Raw genomic sequence first — 26927 nt, 5'->3', positions numbered from 1 at the left:
TCATAAAACTTCGTTAATTTTCCTGCGATCGGCCTAGGCCAATTGCTATGCTGGAGGTGTGAGGAGCCGTCATCATTCGTTTAACCAAACTGTCAATAAAATAAGCAAACTTTATTTCAGAGGAGTGACCTCATGGTAACCCGATTTGCGCCGTGGCGGGGCTTTTTGATCTCCTCAGTCTGTGGGATATTGACAGCCCTTGCGATCGCCCCAGTAACGCCTGCCCAAGCCCAGCGACCCTCAGCCCCCGATCAACCCGTAGAAACAGTAGTCACGGATCCGCTTCAGAGTCCTTTCCCCCTCCCTTGGAAATGGATTGACGACGGCCACGCCGCTGCTCTAAAGGCTAAGAAATCTCTCCGCTTGACTCAGCAGACGCCCCAATATCTCTCTCCCGATGGCCGCTATGTGGCACAGGCCACCCTCTACTTCACGGCCCATCCAGAAGCCCATCGGCAACAACTGGTGAGTGTTTTGGAAATTCGCGATCGCCAGAGCGGCAGTCAGCAGCGCATTGAAAGCCTCAAGGAAATGCCGCCTGAATTTTTGGCAGAGGTGCCCCAAGGTCAAGGTCTGATTGCAGTACTGGTTCCAGTTGGCTGGTCAGAAACGGGCAATCGTCTCTTGGTGCGCCAGCTTAGCGGCTTGTTTGCCACTGATTTAATTAGCGATGGCGCGTGGATTTGGCAGGCGGGGTTGGGTCATGTGGCCACGGTTTATCCCACCGCTGATGAATACGACTTTGCCACCCTTTTGGGCTGGAGCACAACGGATCCGCAGCGGGTGCTCTTTCAAACCCAAACCATGGGGAACCCCAAAGCCACAATTTGGGCAGTGGATACTCAAGGCAGCACCCAATTGGCCCAGGGCGATCGCCCCCGTGTCTATGGCACAACCCTACCCGCCACTGCCAATGCCCAGCGTTAGATCACCTCAGGGGGAGGCCAGCAACTGGCCAAGGTAGCGATCAATCCAGCCAATCATCACCGCAGGGCACTCCAACTGCGGCGTTAGTCCCACCCCTGGCATCACATCAAAAGCACGAATCGCGTCGGGGTTTAACTGTGCCAAGCGTTGACCCACGGCCACAGGAGGGAGTTTTGCCTGCTCTCCCCAAACGATATAGGTCGGCACCGTCAAATGGGGTAAAAAGCGACTGAGATCGCAGCAGAGATCACCCCGCACAAAAGCCAGTGCAGCAAATTCTGCCCCCGCCGACTGCGCTACTTGCGTATAGGTGGCAACCATTTCCGGGCTGATGCGGCTAGGTCGGGCAAACTGTTGATTGGCCATAAAGGATTGCACACTCAGGGAATTGGCCACGCCGAGGCGATAAAAGGCGATATCCACATAGGACTGGCGGGCAATCTGGGCAAGGGGGGTCTGGCGGTAATCTTGACCAAAATCACTCAGCCCCGTTGGACAGGTGAGAATCAGGCCACAGAAGCGTTGGGGATGGGCGATCGCCCCTTGAATAGCAAAGGCTGCCGTCAGTGACGACGTGATTACCACTGCTGGTTCTGCCGTCAATTGACCAAGGCACTCTAGCAAATGATCCACATAAGCCGCCACCGTATAGGGTTGATCGCGATGCTCAGAGGCGCCCCAACCGGGCAAATCCAAAGCAAAAAGGGGATACTCGGCTGAAAAGGCCAGATAAACTGCCGACCATTCATAGCGGCTCGAGCCACCACCAAAACCATGCCAAAAAAATAAAGGCGGCCGAGCAGGGTTAACATTGCCGAGATCATTGGTAACGTAGGCCACCTCACCCATAGCCGTCGTGAGGGTGCGCGATCGCAAGCAATCAAACATCGGGATTTCCTAAAAAGAAGAAACCTGCTATGATAATAAATCGCGCTGAATTAAACGGGTAGCAACGGGCTGCCCCCGCCCTAAGGAGTGCCGCCGTGACCAAGAGTACCGAAGGCGAAAAGCCCACTAGTGGCTTTAATCTAACCGAGTTTTTCCGCGAAACCAAGGAAGAACTCAGCAAAGTGGTGTGGCCCGATCGCCAGCGTCTGATTGGCGAATCTGCGGCAGTCATTCTCATCGTTTCCCTTTCGGCTGCGGTCATCTACCTAGTGGATGAACTCTTTCGTTGGCTGGCCACACTGATTTTCTAGACAGCCAAAGATTCCTACGAGTACGCGCCTATGGTGAGTGAATTTACTGATCATTCTGATCTGAACGATCCTCTTGACGACACCGTTGAAGTGGCCGAAGGGGATCAAGCGGGTAAGGTCAAACGGTTTTGGTATGCCGTGCAGGTGGCCTCTGGCTGCGAAAAAAAAGTGAAAAGCACCATCGAGCAGCGGCTCCATACGCTGGATGTGGCCGATCGCATCTTTCGCATTGAAATTCCCCAAACCCCCGTCATCAAAATCAAAAAAGATGGCTCGCGGCAAACCATTGAGGAAAAAGTTTTTCCCGGTTATGTTCTTGTCCAAGTGCGGGCACAGCAGTCCCCCGAAACAGGTGAATGGCAAATTGATGATGAAGCTTGGCAGGTAATTAAAAACACCCCCAATGTGATTAACTTTGTGGGTGCCGAGCAACGCCGCAGTACAGGCCGCGGCCGCGGTCACGTCAAGCCCATGCCCCTGAGTCCGGCCGAAGTGGATCGCATCTTCCGCAAAGCCCAAGAACAAGAACCGGTGCACCGCATTGATCTCAATAGTGGTGATAAGATCAAAGTTCTCAATGGTCCCTTTAAGGACTTTGAGGGAGAGGTGATTGAAGTCAGTGCTGAGCGCAGCAAACTGAAAGCATTACTCTCGATTTTTGGCCGCGAAACGCCGGTCGAACTCGAAGTGACTCAAGTGGAAAAAGTAGATTAGGACGCTAACTCACTATGGCGAAAAAGGTCGTCGCAGTTATTAAACTTGCCATTCAAGCGGGTAAAGCCAACCCTGCTCCCCCCATTGGTCCGGCCCTTGGTCAGCACGGTGTGAACATCATGATGTTCTGCAAAGAGTACAATGCTCGCACCGCCGATCAAGTGGGGATGGTGGTTCCCGTTGAAATTTCGGTCTATGAAGATCGCAGTTTCACCTTTGTTCTGAAAACGCCGCCCGCTTCCGTGCTGATTCAAAAAGCTGCGGGCATTGAAAAAGGCTCCGGCGAACCCAACAAGAAAAAAGTGGGCAGCATCACCCGTGCCCAACTGCGGGAAATTGCTGAGAAGAAAATGCCGGATCTCAATGCCAACGATATTGAAGCGGCCATGCGGATTATCGAAGGTACTGCTCGCAATATGGGCGTGACCATTGCTGACTAAAGCTTTCCTTCGTGTGTTCCTGTTGAGTCCGTTGTTGTGTTGGGGGGAGAAACTTCGTTTCGTTAGTACCCCGTGGAGGTAAATTCTGATGCGTAAACTCTCGCGACGACTGCGTGAACTCTATGCCAAGGTGGAGGATCGTCCCTACGCTCCCCTTGAGGCCTTGCAACTGCTGAAGGAAACGGCCACAGCCAAATTTCCTGAATCGGCAGAAGCCCACATCCGCTTGGGCATTGATCCCAAATATACCGACCAACAATTGCGAACCACTGTGGCGCTCCCCAAAGGCACCGGTCAAACGATTCGCGTGGCGGTCATTGCCCGGGGTGAAAAAGTGACTGAAGCCAGTGCCGCCGGTGCCGATGTTGTGGGTTCAGAGGAACTCATTGACGAAATTCAAAAGGGGCGGATGGACTTTGATCTCCTCATTGCCACCCCCGATATGATGCCCCAAGTAGCTAAAGTGGGTCGGATTTTGGGTCCGCGGGGGCTAATGCCGTCGCCCAAAGCCGGTACAGTGACCTTTGACTTGCCCCAAGCGATTCAGGAGTTCAAAGCGGGGAAAGTGGAATTCCGCGCCGATCGCACCGGGATTGTCCATGTGCTCTTTGGCAAAGCTAGCTTCAGCGCCGAAGACTTGCTCGTCAACCTCAAGGCACTACAAGAGAGTATTGACCGCAACCGCCCGAGTGGTGCCAAGGGTCGCTACTGGCGCAGTGTCTATGTGGCCGCAACGATGGGGCCGAGCATTCAAGTGGACATCAACGCCCTGCGGGAGCTAAAACTGGCCGAAGCCGCCTAAGGAGGACTTGCCTATTGCCCAATACTGGACAACTCAAGACTGAAACCGAAGACCGCAGGGGTCTGGCTCAGACATAATCTTCCTGCCGAGGTTTGCGAAGTCCATCCGTTGGGATTGGGCGATCGCCCCGGCACCACTGCTGGGGTTTTTCTTTCACTGACTACAGGAGGTGATGCGCGTGGGACGCACGCTAGCAAACAAAAAAGAAATTGTGGCGGAGCTAAAGGAACGCCTGAGCGAGTCACAAATGGCACTGGTGATTGACTACCAAGGTCTCACCGATGCTGAGATGAAGGATTTGCGGCAACGCTTGCGCAAGTGTAATGCCAGTTGCAAGGTCACTAAAAATACGCTGATGGAATTGGCGGTTAAAGAAAGTGACACTTGGCAACCCATGACCCAATTCCTTAAGGGACCTTCGGCGTTCCTCTTGGTCAAGGATGACATTGGTGGCACGATCAAGGCCTACCAAGAATTCCAAAAGGCCACGAAAAAAACCACCCTACGCGGTGGGGTCATGGAGGGACGGGCCCTTGATGAAGCGCAAGTGAAGGCCATTGGTGATCTGCCCTCAAAAGAACAACTCATGGCGCAGATTGCTGGTGCCCTCAATGCCGTCACAGCGAAGATTGCCATTGGCATCAAGGAGGTTCCTGCTTCCTTGGCGCGGGCAACCCAGGCGATCGCCGACAAAGGTGCGGCATAGATCGATCCTGTTTTCGGTTTCCCTTGGGAAGCCACCTGTTCTTGTTTTCTAACCTTGAAACGATAGGAGTTGACAATGTCTGCTGCAACCGATGAAATTCTCGAAAAGTTGAAATCCTTGACCCTGCTGGAAGCCGCTGAGCTGGTCAAGCAAATTGAAGAGGCCTTTGGTGTCAGTGCCGCTGCGCCGGTCGGTGGCATGATGGTCGCCGCTCCTGTGGGTGGTGGTGCTGCTGCTCCCGCAGAAGAAGTCGAAGAGAAAACCGCCTTCGATGTCATTCTCGAAGAAGTCCCCGCCGACAAGAAGATTGCCGTGCTCAAAGTGGTGCGCTCTTTGACCGGCTTGGGTCTCAAGGAAGCCAAGGAAGTGGTGGAATCCACGCCCAAACCCGTGAAAGAAGGTGCCACCAAAGAAGACGCCGAAGCCGCTAAGAAAGAACTCGAGGAAGCCGGCGCCAAAGTCAGCATCAAGTAGTCTTTGGTATCCATTTGTTTCGGGGGTGGTCTTGTGGCCCCCCCTTTTTTATTTGCAACCTTTGGAGGGCATAGAGACTCATGACCGAGATTCGTGCCATTTATACCGATGGTGCCTGCGAAGGCAATCCGGGACCGGGGGGCTGGGGCGTGGTCATTTACTTTACCGACGGCTCTGTGCAGGAACTGGGGGGACATCACCCCGCGACCACAAATAATCGCATGGAATTGCAGGCGGCCATTGCAGCCCTCAAGGCATGGCGCCAACTGGCTCCGGGGAGCGCGATCGCCCTTTACACCGACAGCGAATATGTCCTCAAGGGAATTACGGAGTGGATCCACAACTGGAAACGGCGGGGCTGGAAAACAGCCGCCAAAAAGCCTGTTCTCAACCAAGACCTGTGGCAGGAGCTAGATGCCCTCAATGATCCCTTAGTCCAGTGGCACCATGTGCGTGGCCATAGTGGCGATGTCGGCAATGAACGCTGTGATCTTATTGCCCGCAGTTTGAGTCGTGGGCAGCCAATTGCCCTAAGAACGCTGCCACCATCGCTGGGGTAATGTCGCGCGTGTGTTCAAAAACTGCACTGGCTCCCGCTGAGCGCAAGCGATCGCCATAGCGTTGCCGATCTTCGGGCTGGACATGGGGAGGAATCACCCCTAAGGCAATCCACGGCGTTGTTGCTTGTTCTTTGCGGGCATTGACAACGGTCTGCATATCCGCCACTGTATCCCCCACATAAAAGGCAGGAATGGTTTCCTGAGCCGCGGCCTGACGGTAGGCCATGCGGAGTCCTGTGGGGTCGGGTTTGCCGGGGGCATCTTCCATGGCGATCAAAAGGGGCTGATCGAGACCCAAGCGGTGTTTCAGAACATATTCTGCCGAGTCCCGCGTCGCACCACTGACAAACCCCCAGCGGATTTGTGCCTGATCAAGAGCCTGAAAATAGGCAACATCCACCAGCAGTGGCTCATCTTGAATATAGCCGCACCAATTTTCGCCACTATAGCGCTCCTCAAAAAAGATCACTAGGCGTTCATAGTCCAAGGGCACTTGGCAGCGGGGTTTCCCTTGGCGTTCAAAGTAGCGATAAATGAGTTCACGCGACCCTTCCCAGTCGTTATTCCAGCAGCCTTCCGCCTTGAGGTTGTCAATTTCCTTTTGACTGGGACGATAGGCACCCCCCGTAAAATGCTCGACGGTATCCGCTAGGGCACGGCGATAGGAACGACTGACATCGCGAATCACCCCATCAATATCAAAAAAGACACAGGCGCAGGGGGTACTCAACCGTAGCTCTCCAGAAACTTGTATGCAGTTGGCCTGATTGGTTATTATAAAGGATGGCTTTTTGTGAAAAACGAGTTTTAGGAGGTTAGAATTGTCCCGCTTTACCCTGAGAGTACTTTGGTTAGAAAAAGACGTGGCGATCGCTGTCGATCAAATTGTTGGCAAAGGGACAAGCCCCCTCACCTCCTACTTCTTTTGGCCGCGCACCGATGCTTGGGAACTCCTGAAGGCGGAGTTAGAGAAGAAATCTTGGATTACGGAAGCCGAGCGGATTGAACTCCTCAACCGTGCCACCGAAATCATTAACTACTGGCAAGAGGAAGGCAAAAATCGTCCCGTCAGCGAGGCACAAAAGCGCTTTAGTGATGTTAGTTTTGTAGGCACAGCCTAGGGTATTCTGAATCCCGAGGTAAATCACTACCTGTTGAGGAGAAACATGATGGGAATTGTTTTGTACTTTGTCATTGTTGCGGGCGCGATCGCCTTGGCGACAATTTTGTTTCACACGCTACGTACGGTGAAGCTCATTTAGCGGCATCCTACCCTCCTAATACCTTTGTCTTTCAGTTCTGCATAGGGAGAGAGAACTCGTGTCCCACGCTGTTACCTTAATTCGCGGCGACGGTATTGGTCCTGAGGTTGCCGCTGCCACTCGCACTGCCATTGATGCTACGGGCGTCAAAATTGATTGGGTGGTGGTGGATGCCGGTGTGGACATGATGGAACGCTACGGTACCCCCTTGCCCGAACACGTTCTCGATGCGATCAAAAGCACGAAAACTGCCATCAAAGGGCCGATTACCACCCCCGTAGGTACGGGCTTTCGTTCTGTGAATGTCGAGATCCGCAAGCGGCTCAATCTCTATGCGAACCTACGGCCGGCTAAATCCATTGTTGGGGTGAAAAGCTATTTTCAAAACATTGACCTTGTCATTGTTCGCGAGAATACCGAAGACCTCTATGCCGGGATTGAGTTTGAATACACCAGTCCCGAGGCGGCCAAAGCCCGTGCCTTTTTGAGTGATCTAGCGGGTAAGCCGATCCGTGAGGATGCTGCCATTGGTGTCAAGCCGATTTCTGTGCTGGGGAGCGATCGCATCATTGAGTTTGCCTTCAAATATGCCAAGGCCAACCATCGCCAGAAAGTGACTGCCGTTCACAAGGCCAACATCATGAAATTTACCGATGGCCTCTTCCTTGAACGTGCCCGCGAAATTGCTACCCGTTACCCCGACATTGCCTTTGAAGATCGCATCGTCGATAACATGTGCATGCAGTTGATGCAGAAGCCCGAACTCTACGATGTGATGGTGATGCCCAACCTCTACGGTGATATTCTTTCCGACCTTTGTGCCGGGATGATTGGGGGTCTAGGAGTGGCACCGGGGGCAAACATTGGCGATGAATATGCCGTTTTTGAGGCGATTCATGGTTCAGCACCTAAATATGCCGGCCAAAATAAAGCCAATCCTACGGCATTGATTCTCTCAGGGGTGTTGATGCTGCAACACTTGGGTGAAATGGAAGCGGCACGGCGTCTGCAAGCGGCTGTGGAAAAAGTCATTGCTGAGGGGCGCTTTGTCACCTATGATTTGGCTGCACCGGGCAAAGAACCCGTGGGTACCCAAGAGATGGCTGCCGCCATTGCCGAGTACGCTGCCCCCTAACCCACCAGCAGATTTTCCTCAGGATATTGGACGCTAGAAGGCTGGGGGTCACCGATAATTGCCGCCATCAGCAGCAGGATACCCACCCGTCCAGCATACATCGTTACAATCAAGACCAGCTTGGAAAAGACGGTTAGCCCACTGGTAATGCCGGTGGAGAGACCAACGGTGGCAAAGGCAGAAACAGTTTCAAAGAGAATATTAATGAAATTCTCTTCGGGGTCAGCGATCGCGATGAGGGTAGTGGAAACCAGCACCGTAAACATTGAGCCAAAGGCGACAGCGACCGCTTTCATGATCAGCGAGGGGGGCACCTGACGGCGGTAGAGCAGCACCACCTCTTTCCCTTGCAGAGCTGACTTGGTAATCCCTGCCAAAATCCGCAACGTGGTTGTTTTAATGCCCCCTGCCGTCCCACCGGGGCTACCGCCAATAAACATCAGGGCAATGATAATAAATAAACCGCCATTGTTAAACTCGCCAAGATTGACCGTATTAAAGCCAGCGGTACGGGAAGTAACGGACTGAAACCATGCTAGCAATAATTTTTGATCAAACGAAAAAACACCATACTGTGGCGATCGCATCTCCGTCGCAAACAGCATCGCCGTTCCCAAGATGAGGAGAATCGCCGTTGTACTCGTCACAATTTTGAAATTGAGGCTAAACGTCATCTGGCTCGCCTTGCGGATTAGATAGGCGGGTTTACCCCAGTGACGCAGATGCTCCCGCAGCCAAAGATAAAACTCAAAGATCACCTCATAGCCAATGCCGCCAAAAATAATCAGCAGTGAAATCACGAAATTCAGGGGCACAGAGGTTTGATACCCCATCAAGCTGTCACTAAACAGACTAAACCCGGCATTATTCCAAGCACTGATACTGTGAAACACCGCCAGCCACAGTGCCCGTGGATCACTAAAGTCTTGGCGAAAAATCAGCCACAGCAACAAGGCACCCGTCAGTTCAAAGAGAAACGTGAGACCCAAAATCGAGCGCACCAATTGCCGTGCCCCCTGCATGCCCCGCCGATCCAAGGCTTGCTGTACCGCTATCTTCTGCCGCAGGTTAAACTTGCGTCCCAGCAAAATAATCAAAAAGGTGGTCGCCGTCATGTACCCCAGACCACCCACCTGGATCAACAGCAGAATCACCAGTTGACCAAAGGGAGAAAAGTGGGTTCCCGTATCGACAATAATGTGGCCGGTCACACAAACGGCCGATGTTGCGGTAAAGAGAGCAACGATAAAGGGGTTCCATTCCCCATTACTAGTGGACCAAGGCAGCCACAACAGCAGCGTCCCCAGCGTAATCACCGCCAAAAATCCAAGGCAAATTGTCCGTGGAACCGTCAGCATCAATGAATACGTATCCAAAAGGCCTGAGGCTAATCTACCGCAGGATTGTATGGGCAACAATCGTTCTAGGTTTACGGTTCCGAATCGGGATGACAGGATTTGAACCTGCGACCCTCTGCTCCCAAAGCAGATGCGCTACCAAGCTGCGCTACATCCCGGCAGTTAATTTCTATCCTACCACCGAATTCTCAGCACAATCGGACAGGGACGCTTAGAATCAAGAAAGGAGTTTTTCATTTTGTTAAGGTTGCCCTCGCTGGTATGACCGACGTCCCCGTTTCCCACATTCGCAATTTCTCGATCATTGCCCACATTGATCACGGCAAATCGACCCTTGCCGATCGCCTGCTGCAATTTACAGGCACGGTGGATCCCCGTGAAATGAAGGAACAGTTTCTTGACAATATGGAGCTGGAGCGGGAGCGGGGAATTACGATTAAGCTGCAAGCTGCCCGCATGACCTACACCAGTCGCGATGGCGAAACGTATATTTTGAATTTGATTGACACCCCCGGCCACGTGGATTTTTCCTATGAGGTGTCGCGATCGCTGGCTGCCTGTGAAGGGGCACTCCTCGTTGTGGATGCCTCCCAAGGGGTAGAAGCGCAAACCCTGGCCAATGTCTATCTGGCATTGGAGCATAATTTAGAAATTATTCCGGTCCTCAACAAAATTGACCTACCCGGTGCTGAACCCGATCGCGTGAAGGCAGAAATTGAAGAGATTATTGGCCTCGACTGCTCCCAAGCGGTTCTAGCGTCTGCCAAGGAGGGAATTGGCATTGAGGAAATTCTGGAATCCATTGTGCATTTGGTGCCACCCCCCCGCGATACGGTAGATCAACCCCTGCGGGCATTGATTTTTGATAGCTACTACGATGCCTACCGAGGGGTGATTGTCTATTTTCGGGTCATGGATGGTGTGGTGCGCAAGGGCGATCGCATTCGCTTGATGGCCTCTGGCAAAGAGTACGAAATTGATGAACTCGGCGTTCTCGCGCCCAACCAAAAACCCGTGGACAGTCTCCATGCCGGGGAAGTGGGCTACCTCGCAGCCGCCATTAAAGCCGTTGGCGATGCCCGTGTCGGCGACACGATTACATTGGCACAAAACCCAGCCAAGGAACCTCTTCCGGGTTACACTGAGGCCAAACCGATGGTCTTTTGTGGTCTTTTTCCCACGGATGCCGATCAGTTTGAGGATCTGCGGGAAGCCCTTGAAAAATTGAAGCTCAACGATGCTTCGCTCCACTACGAGCCGGAAACCTCCAGTGCCATGGGCTTTGGGTTCCGCTGTGGTTTTTTGGGGCTGCTGCACATGGAAATTATCCAAGAGCGGCTAGAGCGGGAATACAATCTGGACTTAATCATTACCGCCCCTTCGGTGGTCTATCGCGTCACCACCATCAAAGGGGAAGTGCTGACGATTGATAACCCCAGCCTGCTACCGGAACCCCAATACCGCGAAAAAATTGAGGAACCCTACGTTCAACTGGAAATGATTACCCCCGAAACCTATGTGGGAACGCTGATGGAATTGGCGCAGTCGCGGCGGGGCATCTTTAAGGATATGCGCTACCTCACCCAAGGGCGCACCACATTGGTCTATGAAATGCCCTTGGCGGAAATTGTGACGGACTTTTTCGATGAAATGAAGTCGCGATCGCGCGGCTATGCCAGTATGGAATACCACCTGATTGGCTACCGTCCTAATGATCTGGTGAAACTGGATATCCTGATCAATAACGACCCGGTGGATTCCTTGGCAGCGATTGTTCACCGCGATAAGGCCTACTATGTGGGACGTGCCCTTGTCAGCAAACTCAAGGATTTGATCCCACGCCACCAGTTCAAAATTCCCATTCAAGCGGCCATTGGCTCACGGGTGATTGCCAGTGAAAGTATTCCCGCCTTACGCAAAGATGTCTTGGCCAAGTGCTACGGCGGCGATGTGACCCGTAAACGCAAGCTCCTCGAAAAACAAAAAGCGGGTAAAAAACGGATGAAGGCGATCGGGCGGGTGGATGTCCCCCAAGAGGCCTTTATGGCGGTATTGCGACTCAAGAATGAATAGGAGGCTCAGGGTGTCTCAACGGTCATCGGGCAAATGGGTGGCGATCGTCACCGGTGTCATTTCCCTGTTATTGGGAATTGGCTACTTGGTGTTAGTACAGCTTTTGGATTGGCGCGGCGATTGGCAGCCGGCTCCTTTGGGATTACTGCGAGTGCTCCTGTCTTAGAACTATTTAGGCAATTGGGGGCAGCTCACCATGAATGGTAAAGCGCACATGATTGAGGGCTAAATCTCCAAGGCGTAGCCCGCGATCGCGATAATTCGTGCTCTCAAAGCGAATCCCTTTACCCGCTTCCACGTGGTACCAAGGCAGTGCCATAAAGAACCGTGTTGGATAAGGGCCGCGCTCTACGACATCATCGGGATTGGACTCCATGGGCAACCAGCCAACCCCCGGCACATAAAACTCCAACCAAACGTGGTTATAGGTGGGTTGAAGGGGGATGCCCCGCTTTTGGGGATGGGGGGGACATTTGTAGCGACCCACCGTACGGCAGGCAATGCCATTTAATCGCGCCAAGGCAAGGAGCACCCCCACGTACTCACCACAGGACCCCGTTCCCCGTTTCAAAACCAAATCGGGCGTTTCAATCGTGGGTCGCATGGCATAGCTCAGGCGATCGTACACATAGTTACGAATCTTGAGCATCTTGCGCAGGATATTGGTCTCTGTGCCCACAGCTTGCCGTGCCACCTCCTGGACAATGGGTTGATCCATCGCCAACTCATCGTTATCCACTAGATACTGTGCTGCAAATTCTGGCGGCAGCGGTAGCGTCTCATCAATGTCGTCAAAGCTGAGATGGTACTTGATACCTCTCACTTCTAGCCAAGCACGCCAACCAAAAAGACGGGCTTCGTAGGGACGCACTTCAGGAAAATCAAACACCGCCACCTGCTGATCACCCACGGTTTCCAAGCGAAAGGGGGTACCGACGGGTTCAACCCGCAGCAATTTTTGGCGCAGGGAATTGGCGGGCAGAGCAATTCGCCACTCTAGGTTATCTAGGTGCAGCGCATCGAGGGGAGACATTTCCTCCACGTAGGCCATCTCAATCAGATAGCCATTGGAGACCGTGTAATACTGCTCTTTGTGGGTCTGATAGAGCAGAGGATGAATCAGGCAAATATCGCGATGATCAATTTCGAGGGGGGCTTCGCGGTTGTTGGGGTTATCCCGCAAATAGGGTTCTTCACCGCCATAGGCCACCCACAGTCGCCCCGTTGCATCAAAGGTAAACGCCGTTGGCTGGGCAAAGGGCGTCAAGGCCACCCATTCAACACGGCCACTCTGGCGATCGAGACAATAGATGGATTGCTCTAGGCGATCGCTCACCCACAGATAGCCATCCTTGAGGGCTAAATTTTCACAGCCAATGCCCGGCGCGCTGAGGCGATACTGCTCTCGACCTGTTTCATCAAAACAGTGGATGTAACCCGATTTTTGACAGGCCACATAGATGCCTGTGTCATCCACCGCCACACCGTAAATGGGATAGCGGCACTCCAGCACCTTTTCTACATGCCAGTCAGGCAGATGACAGCGATAGAGCCATGTGTCCCGGCAAAACCAGAGGGTTTCGCGATGGAGACAGAGGCCATCGGCATCGAGAAATGCCTCTAGATCGTAGGGATTGAGAATCTCACTGTGGTCATTTTCGCCATTGATGAGCAAAATAAAGCCCCGCACCCGATCCAAGGCCAAAAAACTGGCGCCAAGGGTTGCTTGGCAAAAGGGCAAACGGGGCAATTGACGTAGCCACAGGGCTTGGGGATCGACCCATGCCAGACCGTGGATTTGGTAAGCACCCAAGGGATAAATGGTGCGCCAGTCGTGATCCAGCGCTCGGGAGCTGAGGGAGTCCCCATAAACCTCTTGCGGTGTGTCTGGCATAGGAAGTCAATACCCTACTCAACCGCTTGGGGCAGTAGCTCACGCCGAGGTTGAGCTTGAATCTTCACTTGACCCGATTCATCCACATCAATGAGGGCAGTATCCCCTTCACGAATGCGGCCAGAGAGCATTTCCTCAGCCAAGGTATCCTCTAGGAGGCGCATAATGGCTCGCCGCAGGGGTCGCGCACCGTAGCTGGGATTGTAGCCTTCTTCAATGAGTCGCTCCTTGAAGCGATCCGTCACTTCTAGGGTGATTCCTTTCTCGGTCAGGCGTGAGAAGACCTCCTTCAAGAGGATGTCGGCAATTTGCTTGACCTCGTCTTTGGTCAGCTGGCGGAAGACAATAATCTCATCCACGCGGTTGAGGAACTCTGGACGGAAGTACTGCTTCAGTTCCTCATTCACCAAGGAGCGAATGCGATTGTATTGCGATTCAGCAGCATCCTCAGTGCCAAACTCAAAGCCAAGACCGCCAGCGCCTTTCTCAATCACCTTCGAGCCAATGTTCGAGGTCATGATCAAGAGGGTGTTCTTGAAGTCAACAGTACGCCCCTTAGAGTCAGTGAGGCGACCATCCTCAAGGATTTGCAGCAGCAGGTTAAAGACATCGGGATGGGCTTTCTCGATTTCGTCAAAGAGCACCACCGTGTAGGGACGCCGCCGCACGGCTTCGGTCAGTTGACCGCCCTCGTTGTAGCCGACATAGCCGGGGGGCGAACCAATGAGCTTGGAGACGGTATGCCGCTCCATGTACTCGGACATATCCAGGCGGATCATCGCCTCTTCAGAACCAAAGAAGTAGGCGGCCAAGGCTTTCGTTAGCTCGGTTTTACCCACACCGGTTGGCCCAGAGAAGATAAAGCTAGCAATGGGACGGTTGGGATTTTTTAGACCGACACGGGCACGGCGAATGGCACGGGAGATGGCTTTCACCGCTTCATCTTGGCCAATGACCCGCTGGTGCAGGGTCTCCTCCATGTGCAGCAGTTTTTCCGATTCGCTTTCGGTGAGCTTGCTGACAGGCACACCCGTCCAAGAGGCAACAATGTGGGCAATGTCCTCTTCGGTAACGACGGGGGTTTCCTCTTCACCATTGGCGCTTTCGGATTTTTTCTGCTGGGCAATGGCACGGATTTGCGCTTTCAGTTCCATCTCGCGATCGCGCAACTCACCCGCTTTGTCAAAGTTTTGGGCACGCACGGCATCGTCTTTTTCTTTGAGCACTTGCCGCAATTCGCGATCCAGTTCCTTGGCCGCAGGCGGTAGTTGCGAGTTAATCAGGCGCACCCGTGAGCCGGCTTCGTCAATGAGGTCAATGGCTTTGTCGGGCAGATAGCGATCGCTAATGTAGCGATCAGACAGCTTCGCTGCCGCCTCAAGGGCTTCATCGGAAATTTTCAGCTTGTGGTGCTTCTCGTAGCGTTCCCGCAGGCCGTAGAGGATCTCAATGGTTTCCTCAACGGAGGGTTCACCCACCATCACCGGTTGGAAGCGGCGCTCCAAGGCGGCATCTCGCTCAATGTGTTTGCGGTACTCATCCAACGTGGTGGCACCAATGCACTGCAACTCACCACGAGCCAAGGCGGGTTTGAGGATATTCGCCGCATCAATGGCACCCTCAGCGGCCCCAGCCCCAATCAACGTGTGTACCTCGTCAATCACCAAGATCACGTTACCGGCTTGGCGGATCTCGTCCATGATCTTCTTCAGCCGCTCTTCAAACTCACCTCGGTACTTCGTGCCCGCCACCAACAGGCCAATATCGAGGGTGACCACCCGCTTGTCTTCTAGAATATCGGGGACATCTTTATTGGCAATGCGTTGGGCAAGGCCTTCAGCAATAGCGGTTTTACCTACCCCCGGTTCACCGATCAGCACAGGGTTATTTTTGGTGCGGCGGCCGAGGATTTGAATCACCCGCTCAATTTCTTTTTGCCGACCCACCACGGGATCTAGCTTGCCATCAATGGCCATCTGGGTGAGGTTGGCACCAAATTCGTCCAGTGTCGGTGTTTTGGTGCGCCCTTGGCTGGCACCGGCAGCCACTTCTGCGGTTTCACCCAGCATACGAATCACTTGAGTGCGCACTTTCGACAGATCAACGCCGAGATTTTCAAGAACCCGTGCTGCTACCCCTTCCCCTTCGCGAATCAGACCCAAAAGAAGGTGCTCAGTACCAATATAGTTGTGTCCCAGTTGGCGGGCTTCTTCGAGGGAGAGTTCCAACACTCGCTTGGCACGGGGGGTAAAGGGAATCTCCACCGCCACAAAACCAGACCCACGGCCAATAATTTTTTCCACTTCGATGCGGGCATCCTTGAGGTTCACCCCCATGGAACGTAGCACCTTCGCAGCCACACCGGTGCCTTCACCAATCAATCCGAGGAGAATTTGTTCGGTACCGACAAAGTTGTGGCCGAGGCGGCGAGCCTCTTCCTGTGCCAGCATGATGACTTTAATGGCTTTTTCTGTAAACCGTTCAAACATGACCCTTCCCCTAATGGCTCCTGCGTGCTGGTAACACTCATCTTAACACGTCCACTTTGGCGTGTTTTTGTATGCCAATTTACAGCCCTCTTCCCAAAAGATGGAACAGACCCAGAACCGTCAAATCCACTCTTAAACAGGATCAACGTCCCTTGACGTACCCTATAGCTTAGATAAAGGGCTGTACTCCTACTGTAGATGTTGACTCATTTTTTTGCAGGTGTGGTTGCCCGTATTTTAATTGAGATTTTGGGGGCTAGCCTGCGGCAAAATTCCATTGATCGATTGGCCAGCCTCTTTAGTCTCAAAAGACGATAGACTACACTTGCTGATGCCCAAATTTTTCGCCAATGGCTAATTTTTCCCAGTTTCTTGCCGTTGAACCCTCGCAGCGTGCCCTGATTTTTGATATGGATGGGGTCATCTGCCATACCATGCCCTACCACCTTGAAGCTTGGCGGGTCTATGTCGATCGCACCCCTGAACTGCGGCAGCAGATCAATCTGGAACAGTTGCGGCAAATGGGGGGCAAACGCAATGCCGAACTCCTGCCAGAACTCTTGGGGCGATCGGTCACTGAAGCGGAAGTCGAACGCTGGGGCGCCGGCAAAGAGGCTGTCTTTCGGGAATTGCTGGCACCCAATTTGGAACTGTTGCCGGGGCTGTTGCCCTTTCTCAAAAGTGCTAAAGAAAAGGGCTATCGCTTGGGCCTAGGCACCTCGGCCTGTGCTGCCAATGTGGAATTGGTGCTCTCCTGTGAGGGGGTGGGCAACTTTTTCGATACGGTGGTGATGGAGCAGGATGTGCAGCGGGGCAAGCCCGATCCAGAATGCTATCTCCTAGTGGCGGAGCGGTTGCAGGTGTTGCCGCAGCATTGTCTTGTCTTTGAGGATGCCGTGGCAGGGGTGATGGCAGCGGTGCGGGCAGGGATGCTCTGCTGGGGAGTGTTAACAACGCAATCGGAAACGGCACTGCAAGCCGCAGGAGCAGAGGTCTGCATTGAGGACTTTACGGATCCACGCCTGCAATGGCTATTGTCCTAGGGCATTTTCGGCGATCATGGGTACTGGCGCGTTAGGAATCCACCACCTTGGGCGTTGATCTGCGCAGTTATGTCTATCTCGACTCGATTCAACCGCAACACGCGGCCTACTTGGGAACCGTGGCTCAAGGGTTTTTGCCTTTGCCGGGGGATTGCTCCCTCTGGGTGGAGATTTCACCGGGGATTGATGTCAATCGCCTTTTGGATATTGCCTTGAAGTCTGCGGTGGTGCGGCCGGGAGTTTTGTTTATCGAGCGACTCTACGGACTATTGGAGGTGCATTCGGGCAATCAGGGGGAAGTACGCGCAGCAGGGCAAGCAATTTTAGATGCCATTGGCGCTCGGGTACAGGATTGCTTGCGGCCACGGGTGATTTCGAGTCAGGTGATTCGCAATATTGATGCCCACCACACCCAACTAATTAACCGCTCGCGGCGGGGCAATATGATTTTGGCGGGGCAAACCCTCTATGTGTTTGAAGTAGAACCTGCCGCCTATGCTGCACTGGCCGCCAATGAAGCGGAAAAGGCAGCACTCATTAATATCTTGCAGATTTCAGCCGTGGGCAGTTTTGGCCGACTCTTTTTGGGGGGCGCGGAGCGGGATATTCTGGCAGCAGAACGGGCCGTCTTGGCAGCCATGGAACGCTTGCCGGGGCGTGATAGCCTTAGCGATCGCCGCGAGTAGCTTTGGCATATTTCTTTAGCTTCTGCTCTAGGGCAGCTAAGAAAGGACAAGGGTCACTGTCTTGCAGTTGATAAAACCCTCGCCAGTCAAAGCTCTGCCAGTTAAAGGGGGCTTGGTGGGCGGCGGCGAGCCACAGTAAACGCTTAGCACGGGTCATGGCCACGTAAAGCAGGCGGTATTCCTCAGTAACTTTGGCCTCTTTGGCTTTTTGATAGGCGGTTTGCCAGTCAGGAAGGGGTTGCTGATGGCCGTAGGCCCGCAGTTGCGATCGCACCACATCCGTAAAATCCACCTCTGGACTGAGGAACTTGGCATTGGCCGCCACCCAGCTCTCACCGGGGAGGGTTCTTGCCTCTAAGAAGGGAACAAAAACGGCATCCCAATCCAGACCCTTGGCGCGATGCATCGTCATAATCGTCACTTGCCCTGATCGCACCAAGCGGCTATGGAGGTCTTCCATCTCAACAGCGTCAAAGCGATCCGTCGCCACCAACTCCTGCCAACGGGGATGGATACGCTCCCACAGTTGCGTTGGTTCCTGCTGTGCCAAGTGGCAGATCAGGCGATCGCTGGTGGCCAATTCAGCGGCATCATAGCCCAATTCCTGAGCGCAGTACGTGATCAAAGGAAATAGAGATAGCTCTAGGCGGGCTTTGAGGAGACGTTGACAGTAGTGCCGTGCCTTGAGTACCGGTTCCTCGGCAGGGGGGTCTAAAGGACCAGGGTAGAGAAACACCTCTGGCTGGGCGGCTAAGCGATCCAAATTTTGGACAGAAATGCGTTTGCGCTCCTGAAGAACAGTCAGGGCTGCTTTGACCGCTTCGGGAGAATAGGGACAGTGGAGAAAATAAAGAATGTCCAGCAATTCCTTGGGCACCTGCGATCGCCGTTCAATGCCCGATACATCGAGAATCGGAATCCCCTGAGCGGCAAGGTCGGTATTAATGCTGAAGCTAGCGGGCGATCGCAACAGATCCGCGACAAATTCCCCTTGGCGGTTGGTACGCACCAGTACCGCAATTGAGGCCTCAGGATACTCTACTAAAACCTCAGAAATACGTGCTGCTAGCTCGCGCACGGTCTCGAAAACGGTTGCTGGTCGGGCAATTTCTACCCCTTCTCCCCAGGGGGGTGGGTTCGCCCCCGGTTGCGGATCTGTCGGTGAGACGGGCTGAATTGCTTGGGATCGAAAGGGCAGTTCTTGGCCTTTGAGGGCATGATTGACCCAGTTCACTAAAAAGTTGGCCGATCGAATGACCAATGGGGTGGATCGCCCCGCTTGGGTCATTTTATAGAAGGCCTGCTGCTGGGCACATTGGTCACAGAATTCATTAAAAAAGAGAGGGTCTGCCGCCGTAAATGTGGAGTTAATGGCTTGATTGGGATCCCCCACCCGCACAAAATTCACTTGCCCTGTGGTGTTGTCCTCGGCGAGAAGTCGCAGTAACCGCGATTGCAAGGGGGTCGAGTCCTGCGCCTCATCTTCAAAGACGGCATACACCCGCTGTTGCCATTCTTGGCGGCACTGGCGATCGCCCTCTAGGAGTTGTACCGCTGCCAAAATCATCTCATCATAGTCAATTTGCTCTCGCTGCGCTAAATGGTGCTGGTATAGTTCCAAAAGGTCGGCACCAATTTCTAAAAAGGGGTAGGGTTCTGCCGCGGCTGCACTTTGGGAGCGCAACTGCTGGGACAACTGCCGCAGATCATGGGGCGTCAACGCCATACTGCGGGCACTGCTAATAACGGTTTGTGCCAACTTCACCAAGATGTCAGTCAAAAGCGCACTTCTGCGACCATCGTGTTCAACGTCACTCAGGGGACTGGTATCGCAGCCTTGGATCAGTTGCTCGAGAATGTCGGGGTGCGATCGCGCCCATTCCTTAACACAGGTAACACACAGGCGTCGCTGCTCATGCTCACTCATTAAATTCTCGCCACTCCAACGCAGACCCGCTGTGGGGTGACTGGTGGCAATTTTCAAGGCCAAACTGTGGAGCGTCTGCACACTAAAACCATTGCGGGGCAAGCCCATTTCCCGCAGGTACTGGCGAATCCGCACCTTGATATTGGCCGCTGCCGAACGACTATAGGTGACTACGACCAGTTGCCGCTGCTGATGGAGTTTTTCGCGAGCGATGGCGATCGCGGCTCCTACGGCCATGCCATGGGATTTGCCTGCTCCGGGCACTGCCGATACCGCCAAGAGACCCCCTTGCCATTCACTAATTTCCCGTTGACCCGGACGCAACGTCCTTAGAAGGTGACTGGCATTGGCGGGGAGTGACAACACGTTCATAGGAGGACTGTGGGAGGGCTAAAGATTTGTTAAAAAAACCGGCTTCTACCCAATGAAGATCGAAAAATCGTATAATAGAATACAGAAAGTTAAAAGCAAGTTGTTTCCTAACGCAGACCACCTAAAGCTTGATAACGAGTCAATAGTATTCACCTAGAAGCCTTGATTTAATTATGCAAGTAATCTATCGCGGCGTTAAATACGAAACTTCTGAGCAGCACATTCCCCTTGTTGAATCGGGCGCCAAGGGTCTCTACCGGGGGGCGCAATGGGTAGGGCACAAAGCGGCTGAACCGGTTCCTCAACCCAATCATGTCCTCTGCTGGCGGGGGGTGACCTACCAAACGAACGGTACACCAGTTACCACAAGCGCTCCGACGACGAGTACTGCCCCTTCAGTACTTCCCCAGCGTAAGCGTGACTCCTTGGCCGAAGCCCATCGCCATGCAATTCTGAAAACTCTTGAGCGGCGGCTGCAAGTGGCTCGGAGTCAGGGCAATGAAGATCTCATCAGTCTGCTGGAAGAAGAGTGGCAGCAATTTGCCTAAGGTTGGATCACCGAAACCCAAACTGCGGTGCCGTTGCTAACAGCGGCACTTTTTTTATTTTCTATTGGTGATTGCCCCTTTCTTGGCGAAAAGCTGTTGCTTGGGCAAAGGCCGCCGCCGCCCGCTCGCGATCGCCCAAGGTTTCATAGGCACGCCCTAGTTGTTCGGCTGCAATCTCCCGCACATAGCCCAAGGGAAAAATCATCTGCTTGCTGTAGCCATTGGTGCGCCCCAGTTCAAGGCAATACTCAAAGTAGGCCGTTGCTCCCAAGGGGAATCCTAAAGCCATCAGCCAGCGCCCGGCCAAATCATTGAGGGGAGGATAGGTGGGAAACCACACCAGACTTTGCTGACAGAGGAGTTGCAATGTTTCGTGATCCCCCATAGCCAGCAGACGCCGCCCCAGTTGATTCAGAATTTCGGGCAGGGCGCCAGGGGCATTCTCAGGCAGTTGGCTGATGAGGAGATGGGGCAAAAGCCGCTCAAAAAGTTCTTGGTAGCAGTCATCCGCAGCCGTGGGGTTATTCACAGCGTGGTACATCTCCGCCAAGGCAAAGAGGAGATTCAAAGGCAGACCTTCACTAGCGCGGATGCGTTCCAAAATCGGGATGTTGCGATCGCGCATCTTGGCTTGAATTTGTGCGGGTTGATAGCCATAGTGGTCAATGCGCAGCGTTTCCAGAGTACCAATGGTCAGCGGTTCTGCGGCTGTCGAAACCAACTGCTCATGGAAGCGTCCCTGATAGCGCAGCGTCGGCAGGTTGCGAAAGAGTCGCACAATGGCAAAGTCAGAAAATTGCTGCCCCGTGCCGATTTCCCGCCGTAGGAGTTGGTAGGCAGTGAGGGTGCTGCCCTCCAGTTGTTGTCCGAGGGGCACAGGTGGCTCCTGTAAGCTCACGAGCACCTCATCGGCATCTATCACCAAAATCCAATCGCCCGTGGCCTGCTCTAGGGAGTAATTGCGGGCAGCGGCAAAATCATCCTGCCAAGGGAAGGTAAAGATGCGCTCTGTAAACTGGCGGGCGATCGCGATCGTCTCATCCGTTGACCCGGTATCTACCACAACGATCTCATCTACCCAAGGCTGAACACTGCCCAGACAGCGTGCCAAATGGGCTGCCTCATTTTTGACAATTAGACAGGCACAGACCCGCACCATCTACAGCAGCTTTTCAAATTGTTGGCGCAACTGATTCAGTTCACTTTCGGAGAACTCACTCTCAGCAGCGGGGGGCACGCGATTTTCTAGTTCCCAGTCGGTTTCTTCGACATTGCGTTCGGGAGGCGCCAAGAAGAGACGCTCAGCATCGTTTGTCGGCACAAATCCTTCGGGCACCAAGTGACAGGTGTAGCCTGAGGATTCGCAGAATTCTTCGATTTCCTTGGCATCAATGGGGACAACGCTGGGGGGATGAAAATCCTGTGCCTCTAAAAGCATGGCGTAGCGACTGGCATCGTCTTCGCTTTCAAACATCAGAATCAGGTTGCGATCGCCCAGTTGCAGAGAATGAATGCCCTCATTTTCAGTCCCCGGGTTGTAGAGCAACACGTAAACGCGCATGATGCCTCGCTAATGAAATCTCAACAGCGATTATAACGATTTTGGTTCCCCCTACCCGTAGGATTTTCTCCTTCAAAACTGTCAAAGGGGCAAAAATAGCTTGAGTTAGAACAATGTTTTTTCAGGTTCCCCTTTGATCCGCTGCTCTAGCCATGCTTGACGATAGGTGAGTTCTAATTCATTGCCAGTGCGGCGAAAAATTTGTGCCTGCTGCAAGAGAAACGCTTGAAAGAGCCGCTGAAAGGCAAGGGCAATGATCGCCACCACCAGACCAGAGGCAGTACTAATCAAGGCCTCACTAATCCCGAGACCCACGCCCATGGTGGCCGGTGTGCCAATATCCCCCAAGCGAATAGAACTGAGGGCACTAATCAGACCTAACACCGTTCCCAACAAACCCAGTAGAGGTGCCATCGTAATCGTTGCCTCTAAGACCTTTTCTCCCCGCCGCATGGCACTCAGCTCCTCATCAGCCGCAGCTTCTAGGGCTAGGCGAAAGATTTCTGGGTTGGTGTCAATCAATTGTAAAGGGGTATAAAGGAAGCGACCAATCGGTTGGTCACAGGCATTGGCTGCTAATTCAATGGCTTCTTGCCAATCGTGGCGAGCGGCATCCAGAATCTGCTCGGCCAGTTTCGTCTCTCCTTGGAGAACAATGCTCCAAAACCAAAGCCGCTCAAAAATGGTGCCTAAGGTCAAGATCGAGAGAATCAGTAGTGGCCACATGGCCAAGCCACCACGGTTAAAAATTTCAGCGATATTCACGATCGGTTCCCTGTCAGAGCATCCGACGTTTAGTATAGTCCAGCCAGTAGCCGCAATTGTTTACCAAATTCTAGCGAACCGTGGTGCCAAGGGTCTTGAACCGCTCTTTTCGATGCCCCGTCTAAATAGATGATTACGTTAATGGAGTGATACCTCGCATGAGTGTATCTTTACCCCTATCAGCGGCAACGGCATCAACGGCTATCGTGACCCGACCCCAAGTGATCGATCCCGATCGGCGGATTATTGAGCAGTGCCTTTCCGGACATCCAAATGGGTTTCGGGAACTCTATCAACGGCATCAGCAACGGGTGCGATCGCTCCTGTTTCAGTTGTGCGGTGCGGTTGCCCTTGACGATTTGGTGCAGGAGGTGTTCTTGCGGGCATGGAAGGGGCTAAAGGGTCTCAAGCATGAGGCAAAGTTTTCGACATGGCTCTACCGGATTGCTTGGAATGTGGCTTGCGACTATCGCCGTCAACTGGCAACGCGCAAATCGCGACATCAGCAATACCTGTCTCAAAGTGAGCCACTCACCCCTGGACTGGATCTACGGCAATTGCATTACGAAGATTTAGTTCAGCGCGGTTTAGCCACACTGCCCTTGGAGTACCGCAGTGTTTTGGTCATGCATGATCTCCAAGGCTTGCCCCAAAAGGAAATTGCTGAAATTCTGCGGATTCCGGTGGGTACAGTGAAATCCCGCCTCTTTCGTGCCCGAGGCACATTGCGGACTTACTTTACCGAAGCTGGAGTCAGCCTATGAAACGAGAACCCCCACCTGTGGAGGATACACCCTTGGTTAAGTTTTTACAAACCTATGCGGGGACGCCCCCGCCCCCCCACCCCCATTTGGAGCAGCGCATTGTCCAAGCGGCTCTGCATCAACACCAACTGAGTAAGCGACGCTGGCAAGTCGTGTCTCTTTTGGGGGCTGGCGCGATCGCCACCGCCACCAGTGTGTGGTTCCTCAAACCTTCAACTCAAGTGGCAAAGCAGACGTCCCCGGATGCAGTGGCTATCTTCATCACCACCAATTGGCAAGCAATGTTTCAGGACGCAGAACCCACCATCTTCGACTAAATTCTGTCCACCCTACTTTTACTCTTTGTTGAGTTTTGACAAGTTGAGTTTTGACAAAGGAGAACACAGCTATGTTGAAAAAATCTTTAGCCACGCTTCTTATATGTGGTAGCCTCAGCCCCCTACTGGCGATCGCTCCTCCGAGTGTCGCTGACCCCGGTTATGGCGGACCTCGCTGGGGAGCCAATCTGGACAACCTAAACCTCACACCTGAACAGCGGCAACGTTTGAAAGCCGTGCGGCAACAATACCAAGGCCAAATGGAACAAACCCGCAACCAACTGCGTACCGCCCGGGAAGAACTGCGGCAGATGATGAGTGGCAATGCCTCGGAGGATCAAATCCGCAGCAAGCACCAACAGGTGCGCCAACTGGAAAACCAACTCGCCTCTCTCCGCTTTGAAAGCATGCTGGCCATGCGGGGCATTCTCACACCGCAACAACGGCAAGCCTTGGCCACTCAGATGCAGCAACGCCGTCAGGGCAATCGCCCCATGAAACCGCAACAGTAGGTTAGTGCCTCACTAACCCTTAAACCAGTTGGTTTCTTCACTCGTGTAGGGTCGCTGATCCTGCACGTTTTCTATTGACCAGCAGATCTAAAATCTCTGTGGCGGCGCGATCGACCACGCCGGGAGTCCCCATCGCAGCTCGCATTTTGGCATAGCCTGCCTGCATGGCTAGGCGTTTTTCAGGATGATCCAATAGCGCAAGGGCAGCAGCGGTAATGTTGGCAACAGTGGCTCGTTCCTGCAGGAGTTCGGGGACGATGTCTCTATTCACGAGTAAATTGGGGGGAGAGACAAATTTGAGGTCAAACTTCAGGAAACGCCGATAAAGCCACAAACTCAGGGGATGAACGCGGTAGATCACGACTTGAGGCACATTCAACAGCGCGGTTTCTAAATTCACCGTGCCGGATTTGGCGATCGCCAGATCTGCGGCCGCTAGGACTTGCAGGGAGTCTTCCGCCAATGTGACGCGAATGGGATATTCCTTGAGAACTGCTTCAATGGCTGGGCGATACTGCCGCAGCGAAAGGGGTAACCAAAAGCGGGCTTCAGGATAGGCTTTCGCGATATTCGTGGCAGCCCCTAAAATTAGAGGCAAGAGGGATTTGATTTCCTGTTTGCGGGACAAGGGCAACAGGGCGATCGCCAGCTCATCGGCAGCAATGCCTAAACTTTGGCGTGCCACTTCACGACTGGGAGCGGCAGCAATGCGATCCAACAGGGGATGTCCCACCCAAACGACATTGGCACCATGACGGCGGTAATAGGTGGCTTCTTCTGGAAAAATGGCAAGCAGGCGATCGCTGAGGGCAACAATTTGCCGAGTGGCCTTCAAACTATGGGACCAGACCCACTCTTGGGGAGCGATGTAGTAAACCATGGGAATAGAAAAATGTTTGCGGATAAACCGCCCCATGGCGACATTGCCACCAATGTAGTCAATTAAAACCACTAAATCAGGGGGATGCTGCCGTAAATAGCGGCGAGCCTTGAGTTGGAGCGCGATCGTTGGCTTGATCAATGGCAGGGCTTCTAGTAGCCCCACGGAGCCAATTCCTCCGGTGTTAAAGAGTAGCTTTGCCCCCGCAGCAGCCATGCGATCGCCCCCAAGGGCAGAAATTTCTAGGGGAATCCCCCGCTCTGCTGCGAGGCGATAGAGTGCCTTGACCAACAGGGCGCCCTGCAAATCCCCAGAGACTTCGCCGGTGCTAATGAACAAATGCGCCATGCCTAGCCCCGCACTGCCGCCACTGGTTGACAGAGTTGATCGGCAAATTCCTGTTCGCTAGCGGCCATTTCCTGTACGGCGGTGGCCATAATCTCAGGGATCGATTGCCCCGCTGCATATTGAGCCAGCCATTGCTGAGCGGTGTTCCCCTGGCGCAGGATTTTCTTGATCGGTGCCAGAAAGCAGCTAAAGCCCTGTGCTTTGGCGATCGGCCAAACCTCTTCGTAGAGTTCGGCTATCCAAGCGGCTGCCGTTAGTTGCCGGCGATCGCGCCAATGGGTCAGCACGGCCTCTAGGCTGTTTTTTGCAGCAATCTGCTCGTTTTCATCGGCTAGTTGTGCCAGCATCTCGCCATCGCCCCAGCGGAGCGGGTCAAGGTCAGGGGTGTCGAGCAATTGTAGGAGTCGCGCTTCCAAGAGAGCCGTAATCGCCAGTAGGGCAATGGCATCCGTAACTAGATCACAAATTCGCAGTTCAAGGCGGTTGAGATCATAGGGTCGGCGATCGCCATTGGGGCGCACAGCACTCCAGAGATGCCGCACATTTTGCATCGTGCCCAGTTGAAGTTGTGCCTCTGTCCACTCAATGAAGTGGGCATGGCTGGTAAATAGGGGCACTTGGGGTGGGGTCTTCGGAAAGATTGCCCAACGGGTGGAGTGATAGCCCGTTACCTTGCCATCGAGAAACGGCGACGCAGCACTGAGAGCCAGAAACAGGGACGCCTCTAGCCGCACTAGCCGACAGGCACGGATCAACTCTTCTGGATCCCGCAGGCCAATGTTGATGTGGACACTAGCGGTGACAACCCTTGTGCCATAGGTTTGCTCAATGTAGGTGTGATAGGGGTTCTGGGGGTCAGAGCGATAAAAGCGTTGACTGTCCCCTAGACTCAGGGTGCTACCGGGGACAAGGGTTAAATCCCCTAGGGATTGCAAATAAGCGCGCAGCCGAAAGCGGGGGCGCAGCAGGTCACAGAAGGCTTGATCATAGAGATACACAGGGGGCGTTGTGAATTCAACATTGCGACTATCGGGTTCGCGCACAAACCCCGGCAAGTCCCTCACAATGCGATCCGACAGTCCCACAATCTCGCCCGTGGGCTTACCCGTGTAGAGTTCAACCTCAAAGCCCTTTGACAACATGGCATCCCTTTGGCTAACTTGGGTCAGCA

At 53.6% G+C, this 26927-nt stretch carries 29 protein-coding genes, 1 tRNA gene and 1 other annotated feature; of the genes, 18 read left to right on the top strand and 12 right to left on the bottom strand.

Annotated elements, in window-relative coordinates:
* Positions 1–132 precede the first annotated feature (132 nt).
* A complete protein-coding gene (locus tag M0644_RS00640; RefSeq protein ID WP_149817222.1) occupies positions 133–927 on the top strand; it encodes a hypothetical protein in 795 nt (264 codons plus the stop codon).
* A gap of 6 nt (positions 928–933) precedes the next feature.
* Here the strand turns inward: M0644_RS00640 and M0644_RS00635 are convergent, their stop codons facing one another.
* The gene (locus tag M0644_RS00635; RefSeq protein ID WP_286626136.1) at positions 934–1815 is read right to left on the bottom strand and encodes an alpha/beta fold hydrolase; all 882 of its coding nucleotides are present in this window, start codon (positions 1813–1815) and stop codon (positions 934–936) included.
* A gap of 95 nt (positions 1816–1910) precedes the next feature.
* Here M0644_RS00635 and secE point away from each other — a divergent pair, with 95 nt between their 5' ends.
* The 7 genes from secE (at position 1911) to rnhA (ending at position 5822) form a co-directional block, all read left to right on the top strand.
* Entirely contained in the window at positions 1911–2126 is a 216-nt protein-coding gene (secE, locus tag M0644_RS00630) for a preprotein translocase subunit SecE (RefSeq protein WP_149817217.1), read from the top strand.
* Between the two features lie 30 nt (positions 2127–2156).
* Positions 2157–2840 (top strand): transcription termination/antitermination protein NusG, encoded by a 684-nt coding sequence (nusG, locus tag M0644_RS00625; RefSeq protein ID WP_149817215.1) that lies wholly within the window; start codon positions 2157–2159, stop codon positions 2838–2840.
* A 14-nt stretch (positions 2841–2854) separates the two neighbouring features.
* Positions 2855–3280, top strand: a complete 426-nt coding sequence (gene rplK / locus M0644_RS00620) for a 50S ribosomal protein L11 (protein ID WP_149817213.1) — start codon at positions 2855–2857, stop codon at positions 3278–3280.
* Between the two features lie 85 nt (positions 3281–3365).
* Positions 3366–4082 (top strand): 50S ribosomal protein L1, encoded by a 717-nt coding sequence (rplA, locus tag M0644_RS00615; protein ID WP_190278287.1) that lies wholly within the window; start codon positions 3366–3368, stop codon positions 4080–4082.
* 27 nt (positions 4083–4109) lie between these two features.
* Positions 4110–4242 (top strand) — a sequence feature (ribosomal protein L10 leader region).
* Positions 4243–4260: 18 nt separating this feature from the next.
* Complete coding sequence (rplJ, locus tag M0644_RS00610; protein WP_149817208.1) at positions 4261–4788, top strand: 50S ribosomal protein L10; 528 nt, start codon at positions 4261–4263, stop codon at positions 4786–4788.
* Positions 4789–4863: 75 nt separating this feature from the next.
* Positions 4864–5262, top strand: coding sequence for a 50S ribosomal protein L7/L12 (rplL, locus tag M0644_RS00605; RefSeq protein ID WP_149817205.1), 399 nt, complete (start codon positions 4864–4866; stop codon positions 5260–5262).
* Positions 5263–5342: 80 nt separating this feature from the next.
* The gene (gene rnhA, locus M0644_RS00600; RefSeq protein ID WP_149817203.1) at positions 5343–5822 is read left to right on the top strand and encodes a ribonuclease HI; all 480 of its coding nucleotides are present in this window, start codon (positions 5343–5345) and stop codon (positions 5820–5822) included.
* Here the strand turns inward: rnhA and M0644_RS00595 are convergent.
* On the bottom strand, positions 5755–6552 hold the full coding sequence (locus tag M0644_RS00595) for a TIGR01548 family HAD-type hydrolase (RefSeq protein WP_190278134.1): 798 nt from the start codon (positions 6550–6552) through the stop codon (positions 5755–5757). The genes rnhA and M0644_RS00595 overlap by 68 nt on opposite strands.
* A gap of 91 nt (positions 6553–6643) precedes the next feature.
* Between M0644_RS00595 and M0644_RS00590 the strand changes: the two genes are divergently transcribed.
* Together M0644_RS00590 and M0644_RS00585 are read left to right on the top strand one after the other, a co-directional pair.
* Entirely contained in the window at positions 6644–6943 is a 300-nt protein-coding gene (locus M0644_RS00590; protein WP_149817201.1) for a 30S ribosomal protein PSRP-3, read from the top strand.
* Between the two features lie 199 nt (positions 6944–7142).
* Complete coding sequence (locus tag M0644_RS00585) at positions 7143–8219, top strand: isocitrate/isopropylmalate dehydrogenase family protein (RefSeq protein ID WP_149817199.1); 1077 nt, start codon at positions 7143–7145, stop codon at positions 8217–8219.
* On the opposite strand, the gene M0644_RS00580 is transcribed toward M0644_RS00585, so the two are convergent.
* Positions 8216–9574 (bottom strand): TrkH family potassium uptake protein, encoded by a 1359-nt coding sequence (locus tag M0644_RS00580; RefSeq protein WP_315863014.1) that lies wholly within the window; start codon positions 9572–9574, stop codon positions 8216–8218. The two genes, M0644_RS00585 and M0644_RS00580, sit on opposite strands and share 4 nt — an antisense overlap.
* Before the next feature lie 87 nt (positions 9575–9661).
* Positions 9662–9735 (bottom strand) — tRNA-Pro (locus M0644_RS00575).
* 103 nt (positions 9736–9838) lie between these two features.
* Here M0644_RS00575 and lepA point away from each other — a divergent pair.
* Both lepA and M0644_RS00565 read left to right on the top strand, forming a co-directional pair.
* Complete coding sequence (lepA, locus tag M0644_RS00570; RefSeq protein WP_181496686.1) at positions 9839–11650, top strand: translation elongation factor 4; 1812 nt, start codon at positions 9839–9841, stop codon at positions 11648–11650.
* A 10-nt stretch (positions 11651–11660) separates the two neighbouring features.
* Positions 11661–11816 carry a hypothetical protein gene (locus tag M0644_RS00565; protein WP_206201713.1) on the top strand — a complete coding sequence of 52 codons (156 nt, stop codon included), beginning with the start codon at positions 11661–11663 and terminating at the stop codon, positions 11814–11816.
* A gap of 6 nt (positions 11817–11822) precedes the next feature.
* Here the strand turns inward: M0644_RS00565 and M0644_RS00560 are convergent, their stop codons facing one another.
* Both M0644_RS00560 and M0644_RS00555 read right to left on the bottom strand, forming a co-directional pair.
* Positions 11823–13544 (bottom strand): transglutaminase domain-containing protein, encoded by a 1722-nt coding sequence (locus M0644_RS00560; protein ID WP_286626131.1) that lies wholly within the window; start codon positions 13542–13544, stop codon positions 11823–11825.
* Positions 13545–13558: 14 nt separating this feature from the next.
* Positions 13559–16033, bottom strand: coding sequence for an ATP-dependent Clp protease ATP-binding subunit (locus M0644_RS00555; protein WP_149817189.1), 2475 nt, complete (start codon positions 16031–16033; stop codon positions 13559–13561).
* A 350-nt stretch (positions 16034–16383) separates the two neighbouring features.
* On the opposite strand from M0644_RS00555, the gene M0644_RS00550 reads away from it, so the two are divergent.
* Positions 16384–17076: an HAD family phosphatase gene (locus M0644_RS00550; protein WP_149817186.1), complete on the top strand. Its 693-nt coding sequence runs from the start codon at positions 16384–16386 to the stop codon at positions 17074–17076.
* 47 nt (positions 17077–17123) lie between these two features.
* Entirely contained in the window at positions 17124–17762 is a 639-nt protein-coding gene (locus tag M0644_RS00545; protein ID WP_149817184.1) for a hypothetical protein, read from the top strand.
* On the opposite strand, the gene M0644_RS00540 is transcribed toward M0644_RS00545, so the two are convergent.
* Positions 17743–20061, bottom strand: coding sequence for an ATP-dependent helicase (locus tag M0644_RS00540; protein WP_286626130.1), 2319 nt, complete (start codon positions 20059–20061; stop codon positions 17743–17745). The genes M0644_RS00545 and M0644_RS00540 overlap by 20 nt on opposite strands.
* Before the next feature lie 173 nt (positions 20062–20234).
* Here M0644_RS00540 and M0644_RS00535 point away from each other — a divergent pair, with 173 nt between their 5' ends.
* Positions 20235–20609: a DUF4278 domain-containing protein gene (locus M0644_RS00535; RefSeq protein WP_286626129.1), complete on the top strand. Its 375-nt coding sequence runs from the start codon at positions 20235–20237 to the stop codon at positions 20607–20609.
* 61 nt (positions 20610–20670) lie between these two features.
* Here the strand turns inward: M0644_RS00535 and M0644_RS00530 are convergent, their stop codons facing one another.
* The 3 genes from M0644_RS00530 to M0644_RS00520 all read right to left on the bottom strand — a co-directional run bounded on the left by M0644_RS00530 (position 20671) and on the right by M0644_RS00520 (position 22935).
* The gene (locus M0644_RS00530; protein WP_286626128.1) at positions 20671–21768 is read right to left on the bottom strand and encodes a glycosyltransferase family 2 protein; all 1098 of its coding nucleotides are present in this window, start codon (positions 21766–21768) and stop codon (positions 20671–20673) included.
* Complete coding sequence (locus tag M0644_RS00525; protein WP_149817176.1) at positions 21769–22170, bottom strand: DUF3110 domain-containing protein; 402 nt, start codon at positions 22168–22170, stop codon at positions 21769–21771.
* Between the two features lie 105 nt (positions 22171–22275).
* Positions 22276–22935 carry a MotA/TolQ/ExbB proton channel family protein gene (locus M0644_RS00520; RefSeq protein WP_190278133.1) on the bottom strand — a complete coding sequence of 220 codons (660 nt, stop codon included), beginning with the start codon at positions 22933–22935 and terminating at the stop codon, positions 22276–22278.
* 158 nt (positions 22936–23093) lie between these two features.
* Between M0644_RS00520 and M0644_RS00515 the strand changes: the two genes are divergently transcribed.
* The 3 genes from M0644_RS00515 (at position 23094) to M0644_RS00505 (ending at position 24528) form a co-directional block, all read left to right on the top strand.
* Positions 23094–23699 (top strand): sigma-70 family RNA polymerase sigma factor, encoded by a 606-nt coding sequence (locus M0644_RS00515; protein WP_286626125.1) that lies wholly within the window; start codon positions 23094–23096, stop codon positions 23697–23699.
* The gene (locus tag M0644_RS00510; protein WP_286626124.1) at positions 23696–24016 is read left to right on the top strand and encodes a hypothetical protein; all 321 of its coding nucleotides are present in this window, start codon (positions 23696–23698) and stop codon (positions 24014–24016) included. The genes M0644_RS00515 and M0644_RS00510 overlap by 4 nt, the downstream gene beginning before the upstream one ends.
* Before the next feature lie 71 nt (positions 24017–24087).
* On the top strand, positions 24088–24528 hold the full coding sequence (locus tag M0644_RS00505) for a Spy/CpxP family protein refolding chaperone (RefSeq protein ID WP_286626123.1): 441 nt from the start codon (positions 24088–24090) through the stop codon (positions 24526–24528).
* Between the two features lie 37 nt (positions 24529–24565).
* Here the strand turns inward: M0644_RS00505 and lpxB are convergent, their stop codons facing one another.
* Together lpxB and gshA are read right to left on the bottom strand one after the other, a co-directional pair.
* Positions 24566–25756: a lipid-A-disaccharide synthase gene (lpxB, locus tag M0644_RS00500; protein WP_286626121.1), complete on the bottom strand. Its 1191-nt coding sequence runs from the start codon at positions 25754–25756 to the stop codon at positions 24566–24568.
* 2 nt (positions 25757–25758) lie between these two features.
* Positions 25759–26898, bottom strand: a complete 1140-nt coding sequence (gene gshA, locus M0644_RS00495) for a glutamate--cysteine ligase (RefSeq protein ID WP_286627145.1) — start codon at positions 26896–26898, stop codon at positions 25759–25761.
* Between the last annotated feature and the right edge of the window lie 29 nt (positions 26899–26927).

Source organism: Thermosynechococcus sp. B1, assembly GCF_030322985.1.
Lineage (GTDB): Bacteria > Cyanobacteriota > Cyanobacteriia > Thermosynechococcales > Thermosynechococcaceae > Thermosynechococcus.
This window is presented reverse-complemented; position numbering and strand designations above follow the sequence as displayed.

Excerpts from the sequence above, each read along its gene's own strand:
- nusG (WP_149817215.1), top strand. The coding sequence starts at position 2,157 with ATGGTGAGTGAATTTACTGATCATTCTGATCTGAACGATCCTCTTGAC.
- rplK (WP_149817213.1), top strand. The coding sequence starts at position 2,855 with ATGGCGAAAAAGGTCGTCGCAGTTATTAAACTTGCCATTCAAGCGGGT.
- M0644_RS00505 (WP_286626123.1), top strand. The coding sequence starts at position 24,088 with ATGTTGAAAAAATCTTTAGCCACGCTTCTTATATGTGGTAGCCTCAGC.
- M0644_RS00640 (WP_149817222.1), top strand. The coding sequence starts at position 133 with ATGGTAACCCGATTTGCGCCGTGGCGGGGCTTTTTGATCTCCTCAGTC.
- M0644_RS00510 (WP_286626124.1), top strand. The coding sequence starts at position 23,696 with ATGAAACGAGAACCCCCACCTGTGGAGGATACACCCTTGGTTAAGTTT.
- M0644_RS00555 (WP_149817189.1), bottom strand. The coding sequence starts at position 16,033 with ATGTTTGAACGGTTTACAGAAAAAGCCATTAAAGTCATCATGCTGGCA.
- M0644_RS00550 (WP_149817186.1), top strand. The coding sequence starts at position 16,384 with ATGGCTAATTTTTCCCAGTTTCTTGCCGTTGAACCCTCGCAGCGTGCC.
- rnhA (WP_149817203.1), top strand. The coding sequence starts at position 5,343 with ATGACCGAGATTCGTGCCATTTATACCGATGGTGCCTGCGAAGGCAAT.
- M0644_RS00540 (WP_286626130.1), bottom strand. The coding sequence starts at position 20,061 with ATGAACGTGTTGTCACTCCCCGCCAATGCCAGTCACCTTCTAAGGACG.
- M0644_RS00560 (WP_286626131.1), bottom strand. The coding sequence starts at position 13,544 with ATGCCAGACACACCGCAAGAGGTTTATGGGGACTCCCTCAGCTCCCGA.
- M0644_RS00530 (WP_286626128.1), bottom strand. The coding sequence starts at position 21,768 with ATGGTGCGGGTCTGTGCCTGTCTAATTGTCAAAAATGAGGCAGCCCAT.
- lepA (WP_181496686.1), top strand. The coding sequence starts at position 9,839 with ATGACCGACGTCCCCGTTTCCCACATTCGCAATTTCTCGATCATTGCC.
- M0644_RS00525 (WP_149817176.1), bottom strand. The coding sequence starts at position 22,170 with ATGCGCGTTTACGTGTTGCTCTACAACCCGGGGACTGAAAATGAGGGC.
- lpxB (WP_286626121.1), bottom strand. The coding sequence starts at position 25,756 with ATGGCGCATTTGTTCATTAGCACCGGCGAAGTCTCTGGGGATTTGCAG.
- M0644_RS00635 (WP_286626136.1), bottom strand. The coding sequence starts at position 1,815 with ATGTTTGATTGCTTGCGATCGCGCACCCTCACGACGGCTATGGGTGAG.
- M0644_RS00535 (WP_286626129.1), top strand. The coding sequence starts at position 20,235 with ATGCAAGTAATCTATCGCGGCGTTAAATACGAAACTTCTGAGCAGCAC.
- gshA (WP_286627145.1), bottom strand. The coding sequence starts at position 26,898 with ATGTTGTCAAAGGGCTTTGAGGTTGAACTCTACACGGGTAAGCCCACG.
- rplL (WP_149817205.1), top strand. The coding sequence starts at position 4,864 with ATGTCTGCTGCAACCGATGAAATTCTCGAAAAGTTGAAATCCTTGACC.
- M0644_RS00515 (WP_286626125.1), top strand. The coding sequence starts at position 23,094 with ATGAGTGTATCTTTACCCCTATCAGCGGCAACGGCATCAACGGCTATC.